Origin of the sequence: Rhodopirellula islandica, from assembly GCF_001027925.1 — a bacterium.
In the GTDB taxonomy this organism is placed as follows: Bacteria; Planctomycetota; Planctomycetia; order Pirellulales; family Pirellulaceae; genus Rhodopirellula; species Rhodopirellula islandica.
In genome coordinates this window covers 28375-46544 of the sequence record NZ_LECT01000023.1, presented here as the reverse complement: position 1 = coordinate 46544, position 18170 = coordinate 28375, and the positions used below count along the sequence as shown (strand labels likewise).

The window sequence follows — 18170 nt, the reverse complement described above, 5'->3', positions numbered from 1 at the left end:
ATGCAACCCAAAATCATCGCCAAGCACCGCGTCACGATTCCTTTTGCGACGCGCTCCTTTCCATGGTTTGCGACTTGGTTCTTCGTGATTGGTCTCAGCGTCCTTGCTTCGTCCAATACCAATCAGTTGATGGCGGACCAAAAGCTGCCCGAAGGATTGTTCATCGAAGGCTACACCGATCAGCTCAGCTACGTCGCGGGTGAGGAGATTGTGTTTCATCTGTCTGGCACCGGCGCCGTGTCGATGCAAATAGACCGGTTGGGGGCGGAACGCCAGCGTGTTCATCAACAAGATGGGATTGCAGTGTCGGCACAGCGGATTCCTGATCGGGCGTCGTCTCATGGGTGCCAGTGGCCAGCGGCGTTTCGGTTGACGGTCCCCGATGAATGGAAGTCAGGTTACTACGAAGCGACGCTGACGACTCGCGATCAAGGCGGTGCGTTTGTCGGTCGCAACCAGCGGACGGCGGTTGGCAGGCTTTTCTTTGTCGTTCGATCCAAAACACCGGGGGCGACGTCGCCGATTCTGATTCAGTTGGCGACCAACACGTACAACGCGTACACGAACTGGGGCGGACACAGCTTGTATGGCTACCACGATCGGGATGGCGTCCAAGGCAACCGCGTTTCCTTTGATCGGCCGATCCAATCGCAATTCGCGAAATGGGAATTGCCGTTCATTCAGTGGGCAGAGAACTCAGGGTATGAACTAGAATACGCGGTCAACAGTGACTTGGAATTTCATCCGGAGATGTTGGCCAAGTATCGGTTGGTGTTGAGCGTTGGCCATGACGAGTATTGGTCGGCTCCGATGCGAGACCACTTGGAAGCGTTTATCGCCGAAGGTGGAAACGTCGCGTTCTTCAGCGGGAACACCTGTTGTTGGCAAGTTCGCAGCGAAGATCATGGACGAGCGCTGACTTGCTACAAGCAATTCTACAACATGGATCCGGAATTTCGCACAACGGACCATCAGCGACTGAGCACGGCTTGGGGACATCATCTCGTCAATCGTCCTGAGAACCAATTGACGGGCGTTGGGTTCATGTGGGGTGGTTACCATCTCAGCCACGGCCAATTCATGGATGGTTCGGGAGCTTACGACGTGCATCGCCCGGAACACTGGGTGTTCGAGGGGACGGATGTGAAGCAAGGCGACCAGATCGGTGGCGCCGACACGGTCGTTGGTTATGAGTGCGACGGGTGTGAGATGGAATGGCGAGACGGTTTGCCGTTTCCTACCGGACGCGATGGGACTCCCGATTCCTTCACGATACTGGGCATCTGTCCAGCGCGTTGGCACCCGGGTGATTCCTACTGGTACGATCGTTTTCCGGCCGATCGAATCGGTGCGTCCGTGATGGGCGTCTATGAACAGGGGGGAACGGTCTTCACGGCAGGTTCGACCGATTGGGCACACGGTTTGAGAGGGAATTCCCCTGTGATTGAACAGGCCACTCGAAACATTCTGAACCGTTTGTCAGCGAAGTCTGGTTAGGATTGGACACATCGTTTTCGAATCCGAGTTGCAAAGACATTTGAATTCACCAGTCCATTCCAATCCTTTCTCAGACGCATTGCATCGTGTCAAAACCACTTGTTGCTCACACTTACAACTGGGGCTAAGCAGGTCGGCAGGAGTCTTTCGGCATCTGAAATGTCTTGGCAAGCGTGGTTGCTTCCACGTCCAACCGGGGCGAACGCCCAAACGGCTCACATGGTTCTACCCGATCATTCCTGCCGACCTGCTTAGTGCTGAGCCGCGAACTGTTTGGTGTTGTGGAGCGTTTTGGTTTGCGCAAGTTCTGTTCCACGACTTTGCCCCAACGGGGCAGCCCTCGCGTTTTTTGGGACTCTCTGTTTGGGCCGCCCCGTTGGGGATCGCGATGGAGCCTCCGTCACGAAACCCCAGGCGATGCCTGGGGCTACTATAGCGTTGCCCGTTGGGGCGTGAGACCGAACCAAAATTGACGCCGCAATGTCCGTGTTAACCCTCCAGTTTTCGCAGTCCGGGATAACGCCCAAACGGCTGAAAGGGTTGCGTCCGATCATCCTGCTCATCTGATAGGTTTGGCGTCTTGTGATGTGCGGTCGTGTGAAGTGAGGTAGGATTGGAGTTCATCCGAGGGAAGCTGAATCGTCGTTTCGAGAACGCTAAGCATGAGCATGGAAGAGAATCCCTACAGCCCCAGCACTCTTGATGTGGACGATGCGTCTTCCGTCCCCATCTTGAATCGCGTGGTGTGTTATGCACTGGCGGTGGCATCCGCCGGGGGATTTCTGCTCGCAGCGTTGTTGGTCTTGGCGACGATTCTCCGTGTGATGCGATTTGCATTCTTCGTTCCGGCGTCCCTTGTGCTTTTCTACGTCGTTGCAATTGTGTTGTACGTTGGCATCGCCTATGGATTCATCGTCGCGGTGAAAAAGAGCCTGAGGATGGAGGTCAGGCCTGCGCTCAAGTGGTTAGCCGGGGGCGCGTTGTCGTTTGGATTCGTCATGCGATATTGCGCTCTGTGTGCAAAAGAGGTCCAAGTGGACGAAGACGAGCGATGCACGGAATGTGGCTGGCCCATTTAGGAGAACGGTTTTCCCGGTTAAAAAATTCCACGCAGAGGTCGATGATGCACAGCACGGTTGAAAACGGTTGCCTGGTTGGGATGTCCCGCCGTTGGTTCGTTTCGTTGATTCCGATTCAAGGGACCGTTATGACGTTTGCCTGCTTGGTTCTTTTAGGCGGGTGCGGACCAAGCGGACCGCCAAAGCCAATGACGAACGAGATGCTTGATCTGCGTTCTGGATCCGCAATGCACTTCGCAACTGTGCACTTGCCCGACGATTTGGATCCGGAGTCTATTGAGGTGAGTGGAGAAGTGATGTCGCGTCTCATCGCCGCACTTCGACCGATCCGGCGCAACAGCAACAAACCCGTTCTCGGGGACTCGTACGAACTTCATTACCAAGCGGGAATGAACCCCACCAGGGTGTTCGTTCGAATCATCAACGACGACACGCTTGTTTTCACTTGGGACGATTTCACCTACGTCGGCGGGAACCCCAGGGAATTCCAAGCTGCGATTGATTCCGTGTTAGAATCGTCACGCCAGTGAACGACGACAAGGGACAACCGCCGGTCAGTGGATGCCACTTGGATTGAGCCCCATGCGTGAACCTCCGAACCCGTATCAAACCACCTTTGTTTGCGAAGAACAAACTCGTGCTGTCAGTGGCATTGGGAAAAATCTGCTTGGTGACACTGCGTTGGTGCTTGGAGTCACCGCATCCGGAATTGGTTTGTTCGCGTTCTTGCCTTTGATAGCGGGTCTTCAACGGGGATCGTCCGCACTGTTCTCAGCCGTTGTTTTGCCAACGTTGTGTTTCGCCTTTGGCATATCGTTCTTCGTGGCTGCCCGTTTTGCTTATCGAAGCGAACCGAGCGCCGCGAGAATCGTCTTCGGCATTCCGTTCATCGTGTTGGGATGCCTTTTGGTTCTGATTGCACTGTGATTGGCGATGATTTGCCAGAGACAGCCCAACGGTGAGGTGCGTCAGCGTTCTCTCGGAGTGACGAGGGAGCCCCTGTTGCAGCCGCTTTCGAAGAGTGATCCTCCGAGTTCCCGTATGTCGACCAATCCCTTCATTCATGTTCGATCGCCAAAGCTAAGGCTCATGCCTGGTGAGAAGGATGAGCTTGTGAACGACGGGACCCTTCGGGCCAAACACGGCGGTGGATCAAATGTTTGCTGGCCAAATGTTTGGTGTTGAAGCTCTGATAGTGGATGCAGCTTTTCTTCCGGCTTGCTGTCTTTCTTGATCCCGGTAGGGATGTCAGATGGTAGCCGGGGGTTGCTGCGTAGCAGCGTACCCCCGGAAAACGAGCGTCCCTCAAAACACTCTCCATCCCGCCGTGGCCCATGGCCACGGCGGGATGGAGAGTGGCGACGTGGGCTTTACCTGTCCGTCGGTGGTTCGATCGCTTACCGACGGCGACCATCTGAAATCCCTACCGGGATGAAAACTTGCGCAACCACAGTGCGTCACAACGCCAAATATTCAGCAGTCCAGCGTTGGCCCCGGTTGTGCGTGAAAACCGTGGCTAACGCCAAACGGCTCACATACCCGATGACACCTGCCTACCTGCTTAGAAAGCGAGCGGAGTGATCACGGCAACGGAATTTCTTGTCAGAATCCGTCGTGAGGAACCGTGGCTAACGCCGAATGGCTCACATACCCGATGACACTTGCCTACCTGCTTGGAAAGCGAGCGGAGTGATCATGGCAACGGAATTTCTTGTCAGAATCCGTCGTGAGCTGATTGAATGGGCTGGGTTGCAACAAGGCTTCGCGATTGAGGGCTGCCCGACGGAACAGTTGGGGACAACTGTTCTACTCTGACTTCGCTCATCACCTCCCCTAAAACGAAGTTTCAGGCGGAGGTCGAGCGACGTCGTTCAAGCTTACGCGAGCAAGGGGGCCGAGCACAGAAACCGCCGCGCACGTCCCTCCCGCGAATTTTTACTGAACGCTCGCATTCCGGCCCTCGACGATCGCGTTCTGGCTGACTCAATCAACAGGCTGCAAAGCAGGTTGGCAGGAGTCTCTCGGCGATGGAGATGGATTGGCAAGCGTTGTTGTTTCGACGTACAACCGGGGCTAGCACCTCAACGGCCAAATGGTTCGCCCGATCGTTCCTGGCACCTGCTTCGCAGGCTTTCGGCTTGTGTTCCTCGCAATCGCAAACTGGAAGCCTATGCGACTTGACCTCCGCTCAGTCCTTTGACACTTTCATGCCCAACCCCTATCAAACGAACGACACCTCAGTGGCCGATGCGACGAAGTTGCGATCGGTTCTTGGTAGCATTGTTTGCTCGGTGTTGCTCGCCTTCTTCGCTTTCCCTCCGATCGCTCTTGGACTGGTCATGCTGGTCCATGAGCTCAGCCTCTTTTCGACCACGACAGGGATTTACGATATCGAGATCAATGGGGGCGCGGTTTCCAACGAGACATTCATCGCAGCAACATTGTCCGTTGGCCTGCTTCTGCTTTTGGGTGCTTTGATACTCGTGGTTCGTGCTTGGCAAAACTACATACACAACGCTGGCGTTGCATCATCAAGTTTTCGAGAAGAAACACGATGCGGTTGATGGCAGAGCGAGTTGGCAGCGATACAATGCAGCCTCCATCTCCTCCTTCCAATCAGTGTGACGTCCCATGTCATTGCGTCTTGTGTTCCCGGTGTTCGCCGCCGTCGTCGTTGCCGGGCTCGCTTCGGCTGATCCGCCGAAGATGAAAATGACCACGCCCATTCCACCTGGGATCGCCACTCCAGACAAGCTGGAGACTCGGATTGGCACGTTGACATCGTTTGATGGTGTGCCGGACAAAAAGACAACGGCATTGGTTTACGATCAACTTGCTTTTCAGCGTGCCACGCAGGCCTTCCTTTCGACCATTCAGGTCTCGTCGATGGGAGCGATGGAAAAGGGGATTCGTGAGTTTGGGCCCCCCAACACGACAGCGTTGTTGTTTGAACAACTGTTGGATTCGAAGGCACTTTGGTTGACTCCGAACACTGTTTCGATCTACCAGACGATGTGGTTGGAACTTGGTGATGAGCCAATGGTCCTGGAAACTCCTCCCAAGGTGCTCGGCATCATCGATGACGCTTGGTTCCGTTACGTGGCTGACTTTGGCAACGCCGGTCCCGATCGCGGCAAAGGCGGCAAGTTCCTGCTGGTTCCTCCGGGATACAAAGGCGATTTGCCCGAGGAGGGATACTACGTCTACCACACCAAGACCTATGGGAACTGGATGGTTTGGCGAGGGTTTCAAGTGGATGGTTCGACGGAGCCCGCGATTGCAGCAACCAAGAAGTTTCTCAAGGTGTACCCGTTGTCTCAGAAAGACAACCCGCCAGCGATCCAGTTCGTGAATCTGTCTGGCAAAGAGAACTGCACCATCCACCGGATGGACTACGGGTACTGGGAGGAGTTGAATACAACCATCCAGGACGAGCCGCTGGACGTGGGTGGTTTGTCACCGGAAATTCGCGGCATGCTGGCTGCGATCGGCATTGAGAAGGGCAAGGAGTTCGCGCCGGACGATCGGATGAAGAAGATTCTGACCGAGGCCGCGATGGTTGGGGCCGTGACCGCACGTGCATTGGCAGCACGCCCCGAGGAGGAACGCTTTTATGTCTATCCCGGGGAAAGAGTCTGGACGAATCCCTTCATTGACGGGCATTACGACTTTCTGATGAACGGGATGACGTTGTTGGATTCGCGTGCCTACATGCATTTCTATGCGACTGGGATCACGCCGGCGATGGCGATCAAGAATGTCGGCGTGGGTTCGCAGTATTTGATTGGGTACCTCGACAAAGAGGGCGAGGCGCTTGATGGGAACAAGACCTACAAAATTCACCTGCCGCCCAATGTGCCGGCGAAAGATTTCTGGTCGTTCACCGTTTACGACTGCCAGACGCGTTCGGAGCTCCAAACGGACCAGCAATTCGCAGGGATCGACAACAATTCGGAGGGGTTGAAGGCCAACGCGGACGGATCCTACGACGTCTATTTCTCGCCCCAGCCACCGGAAGGGAAAGAAGGCAATTGGATTCAGACGGTTCCAGGAAAGAGTTGGAACACGATCTTTCGATTGTACGGGCCGCTTGAGTCTTTCTACGACAAGACATGGAAGCCCAACGATCCGGAATTGGTGGAGTGACTCCGGACAGAGACGGTGTCGATTGGCGTGAAACGCTCGCTTATCAAATCGGTGAGGGGCGTCGTGTGCCGAAGGTGGTGATTTCTTGAAGCCTGCTATCAATCCGTATCGTTCACCGGCAACGGAACCAGCGGAACCGACAAAGTCGGCCGCTGCGGTTTGCCCGGTGTGTGGTCAAGCGATCAGTCGATTGCGTCTGGGGTTTCCCGGGTGCAAGTGTGAAACATGTGGGAGACGACTGGGGTTAAAGAACTCGTGGCAAGCAAGTTCGATGTCCACCGCGACGGCGGTTGTCTGTTTCGCTTCAATGCTGTTCTTCGAAGCCGTCCCGACCAACAAGCCGCTTGTGTTTGGGGTTCATGTGCTGGTGTTTCTGGTGTGTGGCACGCTTTGGTTCCATCTGTGGGGACGTCCGACCCTGAAAACGTGGATGGGATCGGCGTCGAAAACTGCATTGGCGCGAGAACGAGCGCGTTTTCAAGATGAAAAAGATCAGGCTTGATTCCCGCAACGCGTTTTTGCTAGCGATGCAGGTCGAGGATTCTCGCACGTGTTCCCGCGAAATTTGGTCGCATCATGTTGGCTCGACATCACCGTCTGTTCATCGCTTCGTTGTTCGTTTGCCTGGGATTGGGGTTGGCGGACGCGCCTTCGGCGCAAGCTCAGATCACCACCCGCAGTCAAATGGGGACGCAGGGGGATTCCACCGCCAAGTTGTACGAGCGTCTGGTCAACCGGCTGCACGCCACAACCCAGCCACAACAGGATTACTTGCTGGAGATCACCAAGCGGGTGAATGAGCGGAAGTTGGATCTGCGTTTGGTGGTGGCAATTGAACGCTACGCCATTCGGCGTGATTCGCATTATCCGTTCCCGTTCTTTGAGCGAGCGTTGATGTACGAAGCCAAGAAACGTGGGATCACCTTGCCTTCGATTAAATTGTTCCAGGACCAGCCAATTGTGACGGTTCCGACCTACTGAGATTGCGGAAAGTTTGATCTCGAAGTGCTGCTCAGAGGTCGTTGGTGCTGTGCGGCGGTCGTGTCGGCAGATATCCTGTGAGCGGTTTCTGATCTCTTTCTACTCTGCCGACGCATCCGCCACATGGATTTTTTGCTCTACCTGGCCCTCGTGCCCACGCTCGGGGTGACGGCTCAATGGTTGGCGTGGCGCACGAAGCTGCCCAGCATTCTGTTGTTGCTTCTGTTTGGAATTTGTTTGGGGCACTTTGTTGTCCAGCCTGACGCGTTGCTGGCCAATCTGACGGGCGGCGATGAGACAGCCGGGCCCAATCTTTTGTTCCCGCTGGTGTCGTTGTCGGTCGCCGTCATCATGTTCGAAGGCGGGCTGACGCTGAAGCTGAGTGAGCTTCGAGAGTCAGGTTCATCTTCGTTGAGGCTGTGCACGGTGGGGGCTGCCTTGGCCTTCATCGGCAACACGTTGGCGATCCACTGGATCCTAGGATTTGACTGGCACCTGAGCTTTTTGCTGGGGGCGATCCTGGTGGTGACAGGGCCGACGGTGATCGGTCCGTTGCTGAGGCAAGTCAAACCGAGCCGCAGGGTGGCATCGACTTTGAAGTGGGAAGGGATTGTCATCGATCCCATCGGCGCTGTGTTGGCTGTGCTGGTGTTCGAAGAGGTGGTGCTGGCGCAATCTGCGCCTCATTGGTCTGGGGCGTTGCAATCGCTGGTGCTGACCTCCGCGATCGGTGTGGGCCTGGGAGTTGCCGGCGGAGCGTTGCTGACTCAGGCGCTGCGTCGTTACTGGGTGCCGGATCATTTGCACGGTGTCGCCGCATTGTCGCTGGCGTTGTTGTTGTTCGCGCTGAGCAACATGATGGCACACGAATCCGGTTTGATCGCGGTGACGGTGTTGGGAATTTGGTTGACCAACCAAAAGCACTTTGATGTTGAACACATCATCGAGTTGAAAGAGAACCTGCGAACACTGCTGATTGGCTGTCTGTTCATCGTGCTGGGGTCGCGTGTCAACTTGACCGACTTGGCCACGATTGGGATGCCGGGGATTGGTTTGATTCTCGCGTTGATCTTCATCGTGCGTCCGCTGTCCGTTTACTTGTCTCTGTTGCGAAGCCCGCTGAACTATCGCGAGCAGACGTTCATCGCCGGGTTGGCACCTCGCGGGATTGTTGCGGCGGCGGTGAGCAGTGTGTTTGCGTTGTCGATGGAAAGCCGCACGGATTTGAACATCCCGGGTTCGGAACAATTGGCGACGGTGACGTTCTTGGTGATTATTGGAACGGTTGCGGTTTACGGAATTGCGGCGTCCCCGCTGGCTCGGTTGTTGAAGTTGGCAGAGGAAACCAGCCGTGGTGTTTTGATTGCGGGGGCGGACGCTTGGGTGCGAGACTTCGCGACCGAATTGAACGCCGCAGGGATTCCGGTGCTGCTTGTCGACACGAACTACAACAAAATCAGTCAGGCTCGAATCGCCGGGCTTCGCGGCGAGTGCGCCAACATTCTGAACGAGCACGCCCGCGAAGATTTGGATCTCTCGGGGATCGGTCGGTTGTTGGCGATGACGCCCAATGACGAAGTCAACTCATTGGCGCTGCGGGAATGTCGCGCGATGTTTGAGTCGTCGCGGTTGTATCAATTGACATTCAAGACGAAGAATGCGGCGGGACGTCGCGGGTTGACCAAGAACTTGATGGGACGGGAATTGTTTGGCGAAGGGCTGACCTTCACACGGTTGTCGGAAATGCACGCGGCGGGAGCGTCATTGAAGACCACAAAGCTGACGGAGTCGTACTCCTTTGCCGATTTTCAAGAGACGTATGGTGAAGTGACAACCGTGTTGTGTGCGATCACGGCGGAAGGCGGATTGAACATCAACACCGTCGATGCGCCGCTTGTTCCGGTGGCGGGGCAAACGATCTTGGCGTTGGTCAGCAGCACACCGGTACCTGAGAAGCACGCGGTCAAGGCGTCGAAGAAGCGGAGCGACGCGAGCAACGACGGCGCCGCGGATGCGGACACCAGTCGCGAGCGTGCCAAGGAAGCCGGCAACGAGGAGCCCACGTCGTGATCGACCCGTTTGTCCTGACCGTCGCCTTCTTGCCTTTGATCGGGTACCTGTTGCTCTTGTCGTTGATTCGCGTGAGCGGCCGGGTGTTGGTGACGACGGGCGGGCGAGACATGGCCGCTGTTCTGTTTGCTGTCGCAGGAATGATCGCCATTGGCCCGATGCAGTTGTTCTTCCCCGGGGCGTCCGCCATTTTTCTGGGCCCGTACGTGTGGTTGCCGTTGTTGTTGCTGTACGTGCTGGTGTGCGGGCTGATCGTCCTGACTCGGGAACCTCGATTGGTGGTTTATGGACGAACGGCGGAGGAACTGTATCCCGCATTGATGCGAGCGGCTCAAGCGATCGATTCGGCGGCGACGGGAGATGAACGGAAGGCGCAGGTTCATTTGCCACAATTTGGTGCCCACCTGAGAATTGAAGGTCACCAAGGGCTGGACTGCGTCAGCGTGTTGGCATTTGAGCCAATGTTGCCGCTGTCGTTTTGGAATCATTTGCTTGGACAGTTGCGAGTTCAGGTTCGCGGAATCGCACCGCCATCCCCGAGGCGTGGCTGGGGAGCGTTGTTGGTGGCGATCGCAATGCTGGTCCTGCTGGTTCGAAGCGTGATGGGACGCGGCGACCAATTTGTCGAAGGCTTCCGCGATTGGCTGATCCGTTGAGCTGACACGTGGTTTTCTCGCGACGAAACCGGACAGAAATCGGGTGGGACAGTTTGGCGTGAATCGCACAAATTGGCAGAATTGGATCAGATCCGGCAAGTAATTGGCCGATCAACCTTGCTGCATCGGCTACGACGCCTAAAATGCAAGCAGCAGATCTTTTGAGGTCTGTTAGGTGCAGTCACATAACACCGGCAGAGGGTTCATTTTTCGGGCACGCCTGGATCAACAAAGACTTGTGCAGTAGCACGTCGAGATCCACGCGTTTCTCCCAGCGGCTTCACTCTTGCCGCCGAGTGGCTGTTACTGAATTGGACCGGCAGGTCGGATCGATGGATCCAGCCTGTCGGTTTTTTTATGCGCCGATCGAATTTCCGAGCTTTGAGAGGTCGTTTGGGATCGATTCTCGGCTTGGCGGGGCGATTGACCATGGCGGAGGGGCGGCGAATGATGCCTGGAGGCGTTTTGATGTCGCAAAAACGCGTGTCCGACAAGCTTGCCCCTCTCGTTCGGCTGACATCGGATTAGACTGAGTCGGGCGGATTCTGGGGTTGGAATCCGTTTGTTCTGGACGGCGGCGCTGCTGAGTCTGGTCAAAGTCGCTCCACTCATTGTCATCGTTTCCGTCTCTTGCTGCATCTCGCAACATGAATGAACGTTCCTTTGCCGAAGCCGATCATTTCCGCCCATTGCGTCTGAATGACCTCTGGCGGGCGGTTGCTCGCCACCGATTGTCAGCGGTGTTGTGGACGATCGTGTTGCTGCCCGTGTTGGCGCTGGGGGTCTTCTTGATCCCGGCCCAGTTTGATTCCTATAGTCAATTGTTGATTCGATTGGGACGCGGCGCCGTCTCGATGGATCCCACGGCGACGCTTTCGCCAACCGTTTCGCTGCAAGACAGTCGGGCGTCGCAGGTCAACAGTGTTCGAGAGATGTTGCAGTCGCGAGCGATCGCTCAAAAAGTGGTCAAAAAGGTTGGCGTTGAAAGGATCTTGGAACCACGCAGCTTGCTGTCCAAGACGATGCAGAAGATCAGTTCGATGGTGCCCAGCGGGGCCGCAAAACCCATGGGCGATTTGTCGGCGGAAGAAGTGGAAGCTCAGCTCGCCGAAGAGATGGCGATCAATGCGTTTCAGGAATCGATGAATTTGTACATGGCCAAGGATGCCTACACGATCGATTTGGAGGTCCGGTCGGAGGACCCCTTCTTGTCGCGTGATTTGCTCAGGGCGTTGGTTCAGATCTATCGCCAGCACCACGCGATGGCCCACAGTTCACTCGGGTCGTCGGAGTTCTTCGAAGAGCAATCCAAGTTGTCTTACAAGCGAGCGGTGGAGGCAAAAGAAAAGCTTCGAGTTGCCAAAACCGAACGCGGTATCATCGACATCGGCTCGGCTCAGTCGGCGTTGCGTTCCCTGATCAGCCAGGTCGAAAGCAATTTGGTGGACGTCGAGTATGAACTGGCATCCGCGGTGTCGGAGCGAGCTCGATTGATCGAACAGGTCGGCGAGCAGCCGGAAACGTTGCAAACGCAAACGATTCGTGGGATTCCCAAAGCGACCGGCGACTCGATGCGTCAGGCGTTGTATGAGTTGGAAGTTCGCTACAAGGAACAATCACTGAAGTTGAGTGACGACCATCCCAAGCTCAAAGTGTTGCGAGAACAACTGGAAGCGGCAACCGAGATCTCACAATCGGAGCAAGGCGAGCGGCCTCAGACGACCGAGTCGACCAATCCGGTTCGGCAGGCACTGGTGATGTCGCTGCAGCAGACCGAAACTCGGCTGTCTGGTTTGGAATCCAAGCATGAGAACCTGAAGTCGCAAGCGGAGTTTCTGAAGGAAGAACTGACGCAATTGAACCGGGACGAGGTGCAATTGGCCGAGCTGGGCTGGGAAACCGCGTTGGCGGAAGCCGAGTACATGCGGACGGCTGAGAATCGCGACAACGCTCGGTTGATCGATCAACTGTCGTCGGGTGCCGTCAGTGAAATCGCTGTCGTCCAAGAACCCTCGTTGGGCCTCAAGAAGGTCAAACCGAAACGTTCGATTCTGTTGGTGTTGGCGGCAATGCTGGCGGTGGGATTTGGAATTGTCCAAGCCCTGATTCGCGGGTTGCTGGCGACGCCTCATTCAGCCGAAATGGACACCAATCGGCAACCGCCCACTCGCCGCCGAAGCGATGCGGGACACGGGCGCTACCGCGGAACCGACAGCGTTCGCGGGTTCAACAAACCTCCTGAATCGGAACCTGCGGCCGAAACCGAAGAAAATGGCGGGTTGACGACGGTACCCCGCTAAACGAATGTTTCCATTGAATCGCGAAATCCTCACTCGTTTGCCTCCATTTCCTCGCTGACCCACGGCGCCCATCATCGCCATGCGAATCCTTGCCGTTCACAGCTATTACCGCCTTCGTGGCGGAGAGGATGTTGTATTCGATGCTGAAACGCAATTGTTGGAATCGTTTGGCCATGAGGTCACACGGTTCACGCGTCTGAACGATTCGATGTCTGGTGCGGGAGCGATCACAAATGCTCGGATGACGGTTTGGAATTCGGCCATCGCCCGCGAAATCCAGGCGATCGTGAAGCAGAAGCAGATCGACGTGGTGCATTTCCACAACACGTTCCCAGCGATCTCGCCGGCTGCGATCAAGGCGGCTCATCAGGCCGGGGCTGCGACCGTTTTGACACTGCATAATTCGCGGATTTTGTGTCCCAAGGCGGTGTGTTTTCGGGACGGGCGACCTTGCACGGAGTGTGTCGCCGCACGGTTTGCGGCTCCCGCAATTCGCCATGCCTGTTTTCACGAGAGCCGATTGGCGTCGGGCGTTGTCGCCGTGAAAAATTGGTTGCATCGGACACGAAAGACGTATCAGCGTTATCTCGATGTCGCGATCGCACCGACCCAGTTTGTCAAAACCCGTTACGAGGAATCGGGGCATCCAATGCCTCCGATCGCTGTCAAGCCTCACTTCGTTGAATCGGACCTTCCGCTCGGGGAAGGGGACGGTGGTTACGCCCTGTTTGTGGGCCGTTTGAGTGAAGAAAAAGGATTGAAAGTTCTGCTGGATGCTTGGGACCGGCTGACCCAGCCCATCCCGCTGAAGGTGATCGGGGACGGTCCGCTCAAGCACTTGGTGGATCGACCGCGGGAAAACGTGGAGTACTTGGGCCGTTTGGACCAGGCGGCGGTCTATCGGACGATGGCTGACGCGGCGATGTTGATTTTGCCGTCTCACTGTGCGGAATCGTTCGGCCGGGTGGTGGTCGAAGCGTATGCCTGCGGAACACCGGTTGTGTGCGCGAACCAAGGCGGTCAAGCTGAGCTAGTACACCCATCCGTGGGGGCTTTGTTTCGCAGCGGTGACGCGGAGGAACTGGCCTCGGTGGTGGATCGTTTTGTTGAGAACGCGGAGCAAACCATCGCGATGCGTGAAATGGCTCGCCGGGAGTATGAGTCCAAGTACACCGCGGCGATCAACCACGATCAACTGATGGCGATCTATCAAGACGCTTTGACCGCACGCGGACGAAACCAAGTGAGCCGCAACGGCGCTCCGGATTTGCGAATTGATTCGCAGCACCCGGCCAATGCAGCGAACGTGCCTCGTGTTTCGGAGGCGTCGCCCTCGCAAAACGAAACCGATTCCTCCGAAAACATCTCGCACCCTGAACAGGCTCATGACGAACCGATGCGTGATCACGACAAGCTGGGACGACGGACATCCTCAGGATCAACGCTTGGCTGAGTTGCTGGATCGTTACGGCTTGGCGGCCACGTTCTACATCCCTCGCAATTCACAGCTGGAGACATTGCCCGAAGAGAAGATCCGTGAGTTGAGCCAGCGGTTTGAGATCGGCGCTCACACGATGGAGCACTTGGCATTGACGACGTTGCCGGACGTGGAGGCCGAACGGCAGATTCATGACAGCGGGGCTTGGGTTGCGGATGTGACCGGGCAATCGTGTGCGATGTTTTGCCCGCCGCTGGGAAAGTACCAACGGGAACACGTCAACGCGATCGCTCGCCATGGTTTCATCGGCTATCGAACGGTGGAGTTGCTGCGAGTCGATCCGCCCAAACGCCGTGTTCGCGGCGACTACGTTCGCGGCGACAAGGGCTGGGAGTTGTCATCAATGCCGACTTCCGTGCAGGCTCACCCGCACCCGCGTTCGGTCTACGTTCGAAACGCGATCAAACGAGCCTCCTGGACGCCCCTTCACTACGCATGGACGATCGCGGGGAAGACGGATTGGATGGGATTGGCCGAGGTGATGCTGGCGCGGGCAGCTCAAACAGGGGGCGTGTTCCATCTGTGGGGGCACAGCTGGGAAATCGAGGAAAACGAACAGTGGAAGAACCTTGAAAAGGTGTTCGCCATGCTTTCACAGGCGGTTGAGTCCGGCTGGGCCGTCACGGCGAGCAATGGAGAGGTGTGCTCCGCCGAAAGCCCCGCTTCCCTTTTTTGACAACTCGCATAGAGTTAAATAGGAGACGGGTGAAATCAGACTCGCTGCACGGAGGTTGCACCGTAGCCAATCCCTGACGCGACTCCACCGATCGAACACACACGCCATACCATTCGAACATGCCGAACGAGCAGGACATTTACGAAGAGCACGTGCTAGATCACTACGAAGATCCTTACCACCACGGGACGCTGGATTCCGCCAGCCACATGGACGAGGGAAAGAACCCGTTGTGCGGTGATCGAATTGTGATCACATTGCGGCTGGATGATTCCGGGAAGGTGTCAGAGGCTTGGTTTGAAGGCGAGGGCTGTGTGATCAGCCAGGCCTCCGCGTCGATGCTGATTGAGCTGATGGAAGGCAAAACGGTTGACGAAGTGAAGGCTTTCACGGCGGAAGAAATGCTGGAGTTGTTCGGTCCCAAGCTGACCCCCAATCGCCAAAAATGCTGCTTATTGTCGTGGAAGATTCTGCAATCGGCGTTGCATTCCCCAGTCAACGAAGACGGTGATTCCTCCGCACCGGGCGGCCCATCGCTTGGGGAAGAGCAGTGAGTGTGACCACATCCACCTCGCCGTTGGACGTCGCGAAAATCCGTGACGACTTCCCCATTTTGAACACTCAATCGGCCAGTGGTCGACCGCTGGTGTATTTCGACAACGCGGCCACCACGCAGCGTCCCAATGCCGTCATCGATGCGATGAGTCGATGCTATCGGGAATACTACAGCAACGTTCATCGTGGGATTCACACGTTGAGCGAAGCGTCGACAGGAGCCTACGAAAACGCACGCGCGACTGTGGCTTCGTTCATGAACGCGTCGACGACCAGCGAGGTCGTCTTTGCCGCGGGAACCACCGCCGCGATCAACACGGTGGCGAGATCCTGGGGCGACCAGAATCTTTCGTCAGGCGACGTGATTCTGTTGCTGATCAGCGAACACCACGCGAACATCGTTCCTTGGCATCAGTTGGCCGAACGTGTCGGTTGCCGGGTGGAGTTCATCGCGATCAACGACGACTTTTTGATCGATGATGAGGCGGTTGCTTCCGCGATTCAGACGCACCAACCCAAGTTGTTCGCGTTTGGTGCCGCCAGCAACACGCTCGGCACCGAGTACCCGGTCAAACGCTGGACCCAGCTGGCTCATGATGTGGGTGCGACCGTGTTGATTGACGCAGCGCAAGCCGCCCCGCACTGGCAGCTGGATGTGCAGGACTGGGGGGCGGACTTTGTCGTCTTCAGCGGCCACAAGGTTTGTGGACCGACCGGAATCGGCGTGCTCTGGGGACGCGAAAGTTTGTTGGATTCCATGCCTCCGTTTTTGGGTGGTGGCGGGATGATCGACACGGTCACGACGGATGGGTTCACGTCCCATTCCTTGCCCGAGAAATTCGAAGCTGGCACGCCGCCGATTGTCGAAGCGATTGGTCTGGAAGCGGCAGTGAAGTACCTGCTCCAGATCGGCATGGACAACATTCATGCCCATGAACGTCAGCTTGGTTCGCGTGCCGACGCGGGGCTTCGTGAGATCGCTGGCGTCCGTGTGATCGGGCCGACGCCCAAGCACAAAGGCGGGATCAATAGCTTTGTGGTCGAAGGGGTTCACGCACACGACGTGTCCCAGTTTCTCGATGGTCAGGGCGTGGCGGTTCGCGCAGGGCACCATTGCACGATGCCTCTGCACAATGCGATTGGGGTCTCCGCGACCTCGCGAGCGAGTTGCTATTTCTACAACACGATCGATGAAGTCGACGTGTTCTTGCAAGCCGTTTCGGATGTGCGAGACCGTTTCGCGAAAACCGGGCGACGTCGTCGTTCACGCGAGAGTCGATCTGAGACATGAGCGACCCCACACAGTTCTCGCTGTTTGATTCCAGCGATGACAAACCGACCAAGGCGACGCCCCCGAAACGCAAAGTCGCCAAGAAGAGGCGGCAAAGCTCGACCAGCGAAGATGCGATCTCGATCAGCGAAGATGCGATCTCGATCAGCGAGCTGACTCGTCAAATCAAATCGACAGTTGAGTCGGGGTTTCCCTCGGTTTGGGTCGCGGGTGAAATCACCGACATCGCTCGGCCACGAAGCGGGCACCTGTACTTCACGCTCAAAGACGATCGCTCGCAAATTCGCGGCGTGATGTGGCGAAGCGTTGCCGAGCGTTTGCCGTTTGAGCTGGACGACGGGCAAAGCGTTCTTTGCATGGGCGACGTGGAGGTCTACGCCGCTCGGGGTTCCTATCAGTTGGTGGTTCGCAAGTGCCAACCGCAAGGCATGGGGGCACTGCAGCTCGCCTTTGCGCAACTGCAAGCCAAGCTGCAGGCAGAAGGGTTGTTCGAACCGGAACGAAAGCGACTGTTGCCGCGTGTTCCTCGGCGGGTCGCGATTGTGACCAGCCCCACGGGGGCTGCGATCCAAGATTTTTTGCAGGCCGCAGCGCAGCGTCACGCCGGGATCGAGATCGTCTTGATTCCGGCCAGCGTCCAAGGTCCGGGCAGTGTCGAATCGCTGATCGATGGGATGCGAGCGGCCCACCGGATGCGGCCTCAACCCGATGTGTTGATCGTTTCGCGAGGCGGTGGCTCGTTGGAAGATCTTTGGTCCTTCAACGACGAGAAACTGGTACGAGCGATTGCAGCGTCGAGGATTCCGACGGTGTCCGCGGTGGGACACGAGATCGATGTGACACTGGCGGATTTGGTGGCGGACGTGCGTGCGTTGACGCCGACCGACGCGGCGTCTCGAGTGCTTCCTGATCGTGAGTCCATGATTGCGGCGTTGGATGCACTGGGCGAAATGATGACCCGCAATCTGTTCCGCCGAGTCCAGTCAGAACGGCAACGCTTAGAGAACTGGGAATCTCGCCCGGTGTTTCAAAACCCGTTCGAGCTGGTCCACGACCGCAGTCGCGACTTGGACGACTGGGACGAGCGTGGACGGTCAGCGATCTGGCGTCGCTTGGAACAGGCTCGTTCCAAACTCGCGACGGTTGCGGCGGCCCAGACGGCTCTGTCACCCCTGGCCGTGCTTTCGCGTGGTTACAGCGTCACGCAAACGGAATCGGGACAAGTCGTCCGGTCTCCGAGCGACGTTCAGCCAGGCCAAATATTGCGAACTCGACTGACGGGCGGCGACGTGTTCTCCGTCGTCGCACCCCAAGAATCGAACGACGATCCAACAGGGGCGTCCTAGGTCGCGATTCCCTTGACTCACCTCCTGCCTATCGGTCCCCCAACGATGCGTTTCCACCTTTGTGCTTTGCTTCTT

15 protein-coding genes are annotated in these 18170 nt (G+C 56.8%); all 15 read left to right on the top strand.

Going from position 1 to position 18170, the window contains the following annotated elements; genetic code table 11:
• The 15 genes from RISK_RS11480 to xseA all read left to right on the top strand — a co-directional run bounded on the left by RISK_RS11480 (nt 1) and on the right by xseA (nt 18095).
• The gene (locus RISK_RS11480; RefSeq protein ID WP_201778946.1) at nt 1–1497 is read left to right on the top strand and encodes a N,N-dimethylformamidase beta subunit family domain-containing protein; all 1497 of its coding nucleotides are present in this window, start codon (nt 1–3) and stop codon (nt 1495–1497) included.
• 662 nt (nt 1498–2159) lie between these two features.
• Entirely contained in the window at nt 2160–2576 is a 417-nt protein-coding gene (locus RISK_RS11475; protein WP_150122564.1) for a hypothetical protein, read from the top strand.
• 296 nt (nt 2577–2872) lie between these two features.
• Nucleotides 2873–3106, top strand: a complete 234-nt coding sequence (locus RISK_RS31525) for a hypothetical protein (protein WP_150122563.1) — start codon at nt 2873–2875, stop codon at nt 3104–3106.
• Nucleotides 3107–3158: 52 nt separating this feature from the next.
• Entirely contained in the window at nt 3159–3503 is a 345-nt protein-coding gene (locus tag RISK_RS11465; protein WP_047814440.1) for a hypothetical protein, read from the top strand.
• Between the two features lie 1313 nt (nt 3504–4816).
• A complete protein-coding gene (locus RISK_RS31515; protein WP_150122561.1) occupies nt 4817–5140 on the top strand; it encodes a hypothetical protein in 324 nt (107 codons plus the stop codon).
• Nucleotides 5141–5207: 67 nt separating this feature from the next.
• A complete protein-coding gene (locus RISK_RS11455; RefSeq protein WP_047814439.1) occupies nt 5208–6722 on the top strand; it encodes a DUF1254 domain-containing protein in 1515 nt (504 codons plus the stop codon).
• A 576-nt stretch (nt 6723–7298) separates the two neighbouring features.
• Entirely contained in the window at nt 7299–7703 is a 405-nt protein-coding gene (locus RISK_RS11445) for a hypothetical protein (protein ID WP_047814437.1), read from the top strand.
• Between the two features lie 123 nt (nt 7704–7826).
• Nucleotides 7827–9773, top strand: coding sequence for a cation:proton antiporter (locus RISK_RS11440; RefSeq protein ID WP_047814436.1), 1947 nt, complete (start codon nt 7827–7829; stop codon nt 9771–9773).
• On the top strand, nt 9770–10429 hold the full coding sequence (locus RISK_RS11435) for a hypothetical protein (RefSeq protein ID WP_047814435.1): 660 nt from the start codon (nt 9770–9772) through the stop codon (nt 10427–10429). The genes RISK_RS11440 and RISK_RS11435 overlap by 4 nt, the downstream gene beginning before the upstream one ends.
• A 647-nt stretch (nt 10430–11076) precedes the next feature.
• Complete coding sequence (locus RISK_RS11430) at nt 11077–12729, top strand: GumC family protein (RefSeq protein ID WP_047814434.1); 1653 nt, start codon at nt 11077–11079, stop codon at nt 12727–12729.
• 154 nt (nt 12730–12883) lie between these two features.
• On the top strand, nt 12884–14182 hold the full coding sequence (locus tag RISK_RS11425; protein ID WP_047814524.1) for a glycosyltransferase: 1299 nt from the start codon (nt 12884–12886) through the stop codon (nt 14180–14182).
• Nucleotides 14175–14903: a polysaccharide deacetylase family protein gene (locus RISK_RS11420; RefSeq protein ID WP_047814523.1), complete on the top strand. Its 729-nt coding sequence runs from the start codon at nt 14175–14177 to the stop codon at nt 14901–14903. Before RISK_RS11425 ends, RISK_RS11420 begins: the two co-directional genes overlap by 8 nt.
• Nucleotides 14904–15022: 119 nt before the next feature.
• A complete protein-coding gene (gene sufU, locus RISK_RS11415; protein WP_047814433.1) occupies nt 15023–15457 on the top strand; it encodes a Fe-S cluster assembly sulfur transfer protein SufU in 435 nt (144 codons plus the stop codon).
• Nucleotides 15454–16749 (top strand): aminotransferase class V-fold PLP-dependent enzyme, encoded by a 1296-nt coding sequence (locus RISK_RS11410; protein WP_047814432.1) that lies wholly within the window; start codon nt 15454–15456, stop codon nt 16747–16749. Before sufU ends, RISK_RS11410 begins: the two co-directional genes overlap by 4 nt.
• Nucleotides 16746–18095, top strand: coding sequence for an exodeoxyribonuclease VII large subunit (gene xseA / locus RISK_RS11405; RefSeq protein ID WP_047814431.1), 1350 nt, complete (start codon nt 16746–16748; stop codon nt 18093–18095). Before RISK_RS11410 ends, xseA begins: the two co-directional genes overlap by 4 nt.
• Nucleotides 18096–18170: the final 75 nt, after the last annotated feature.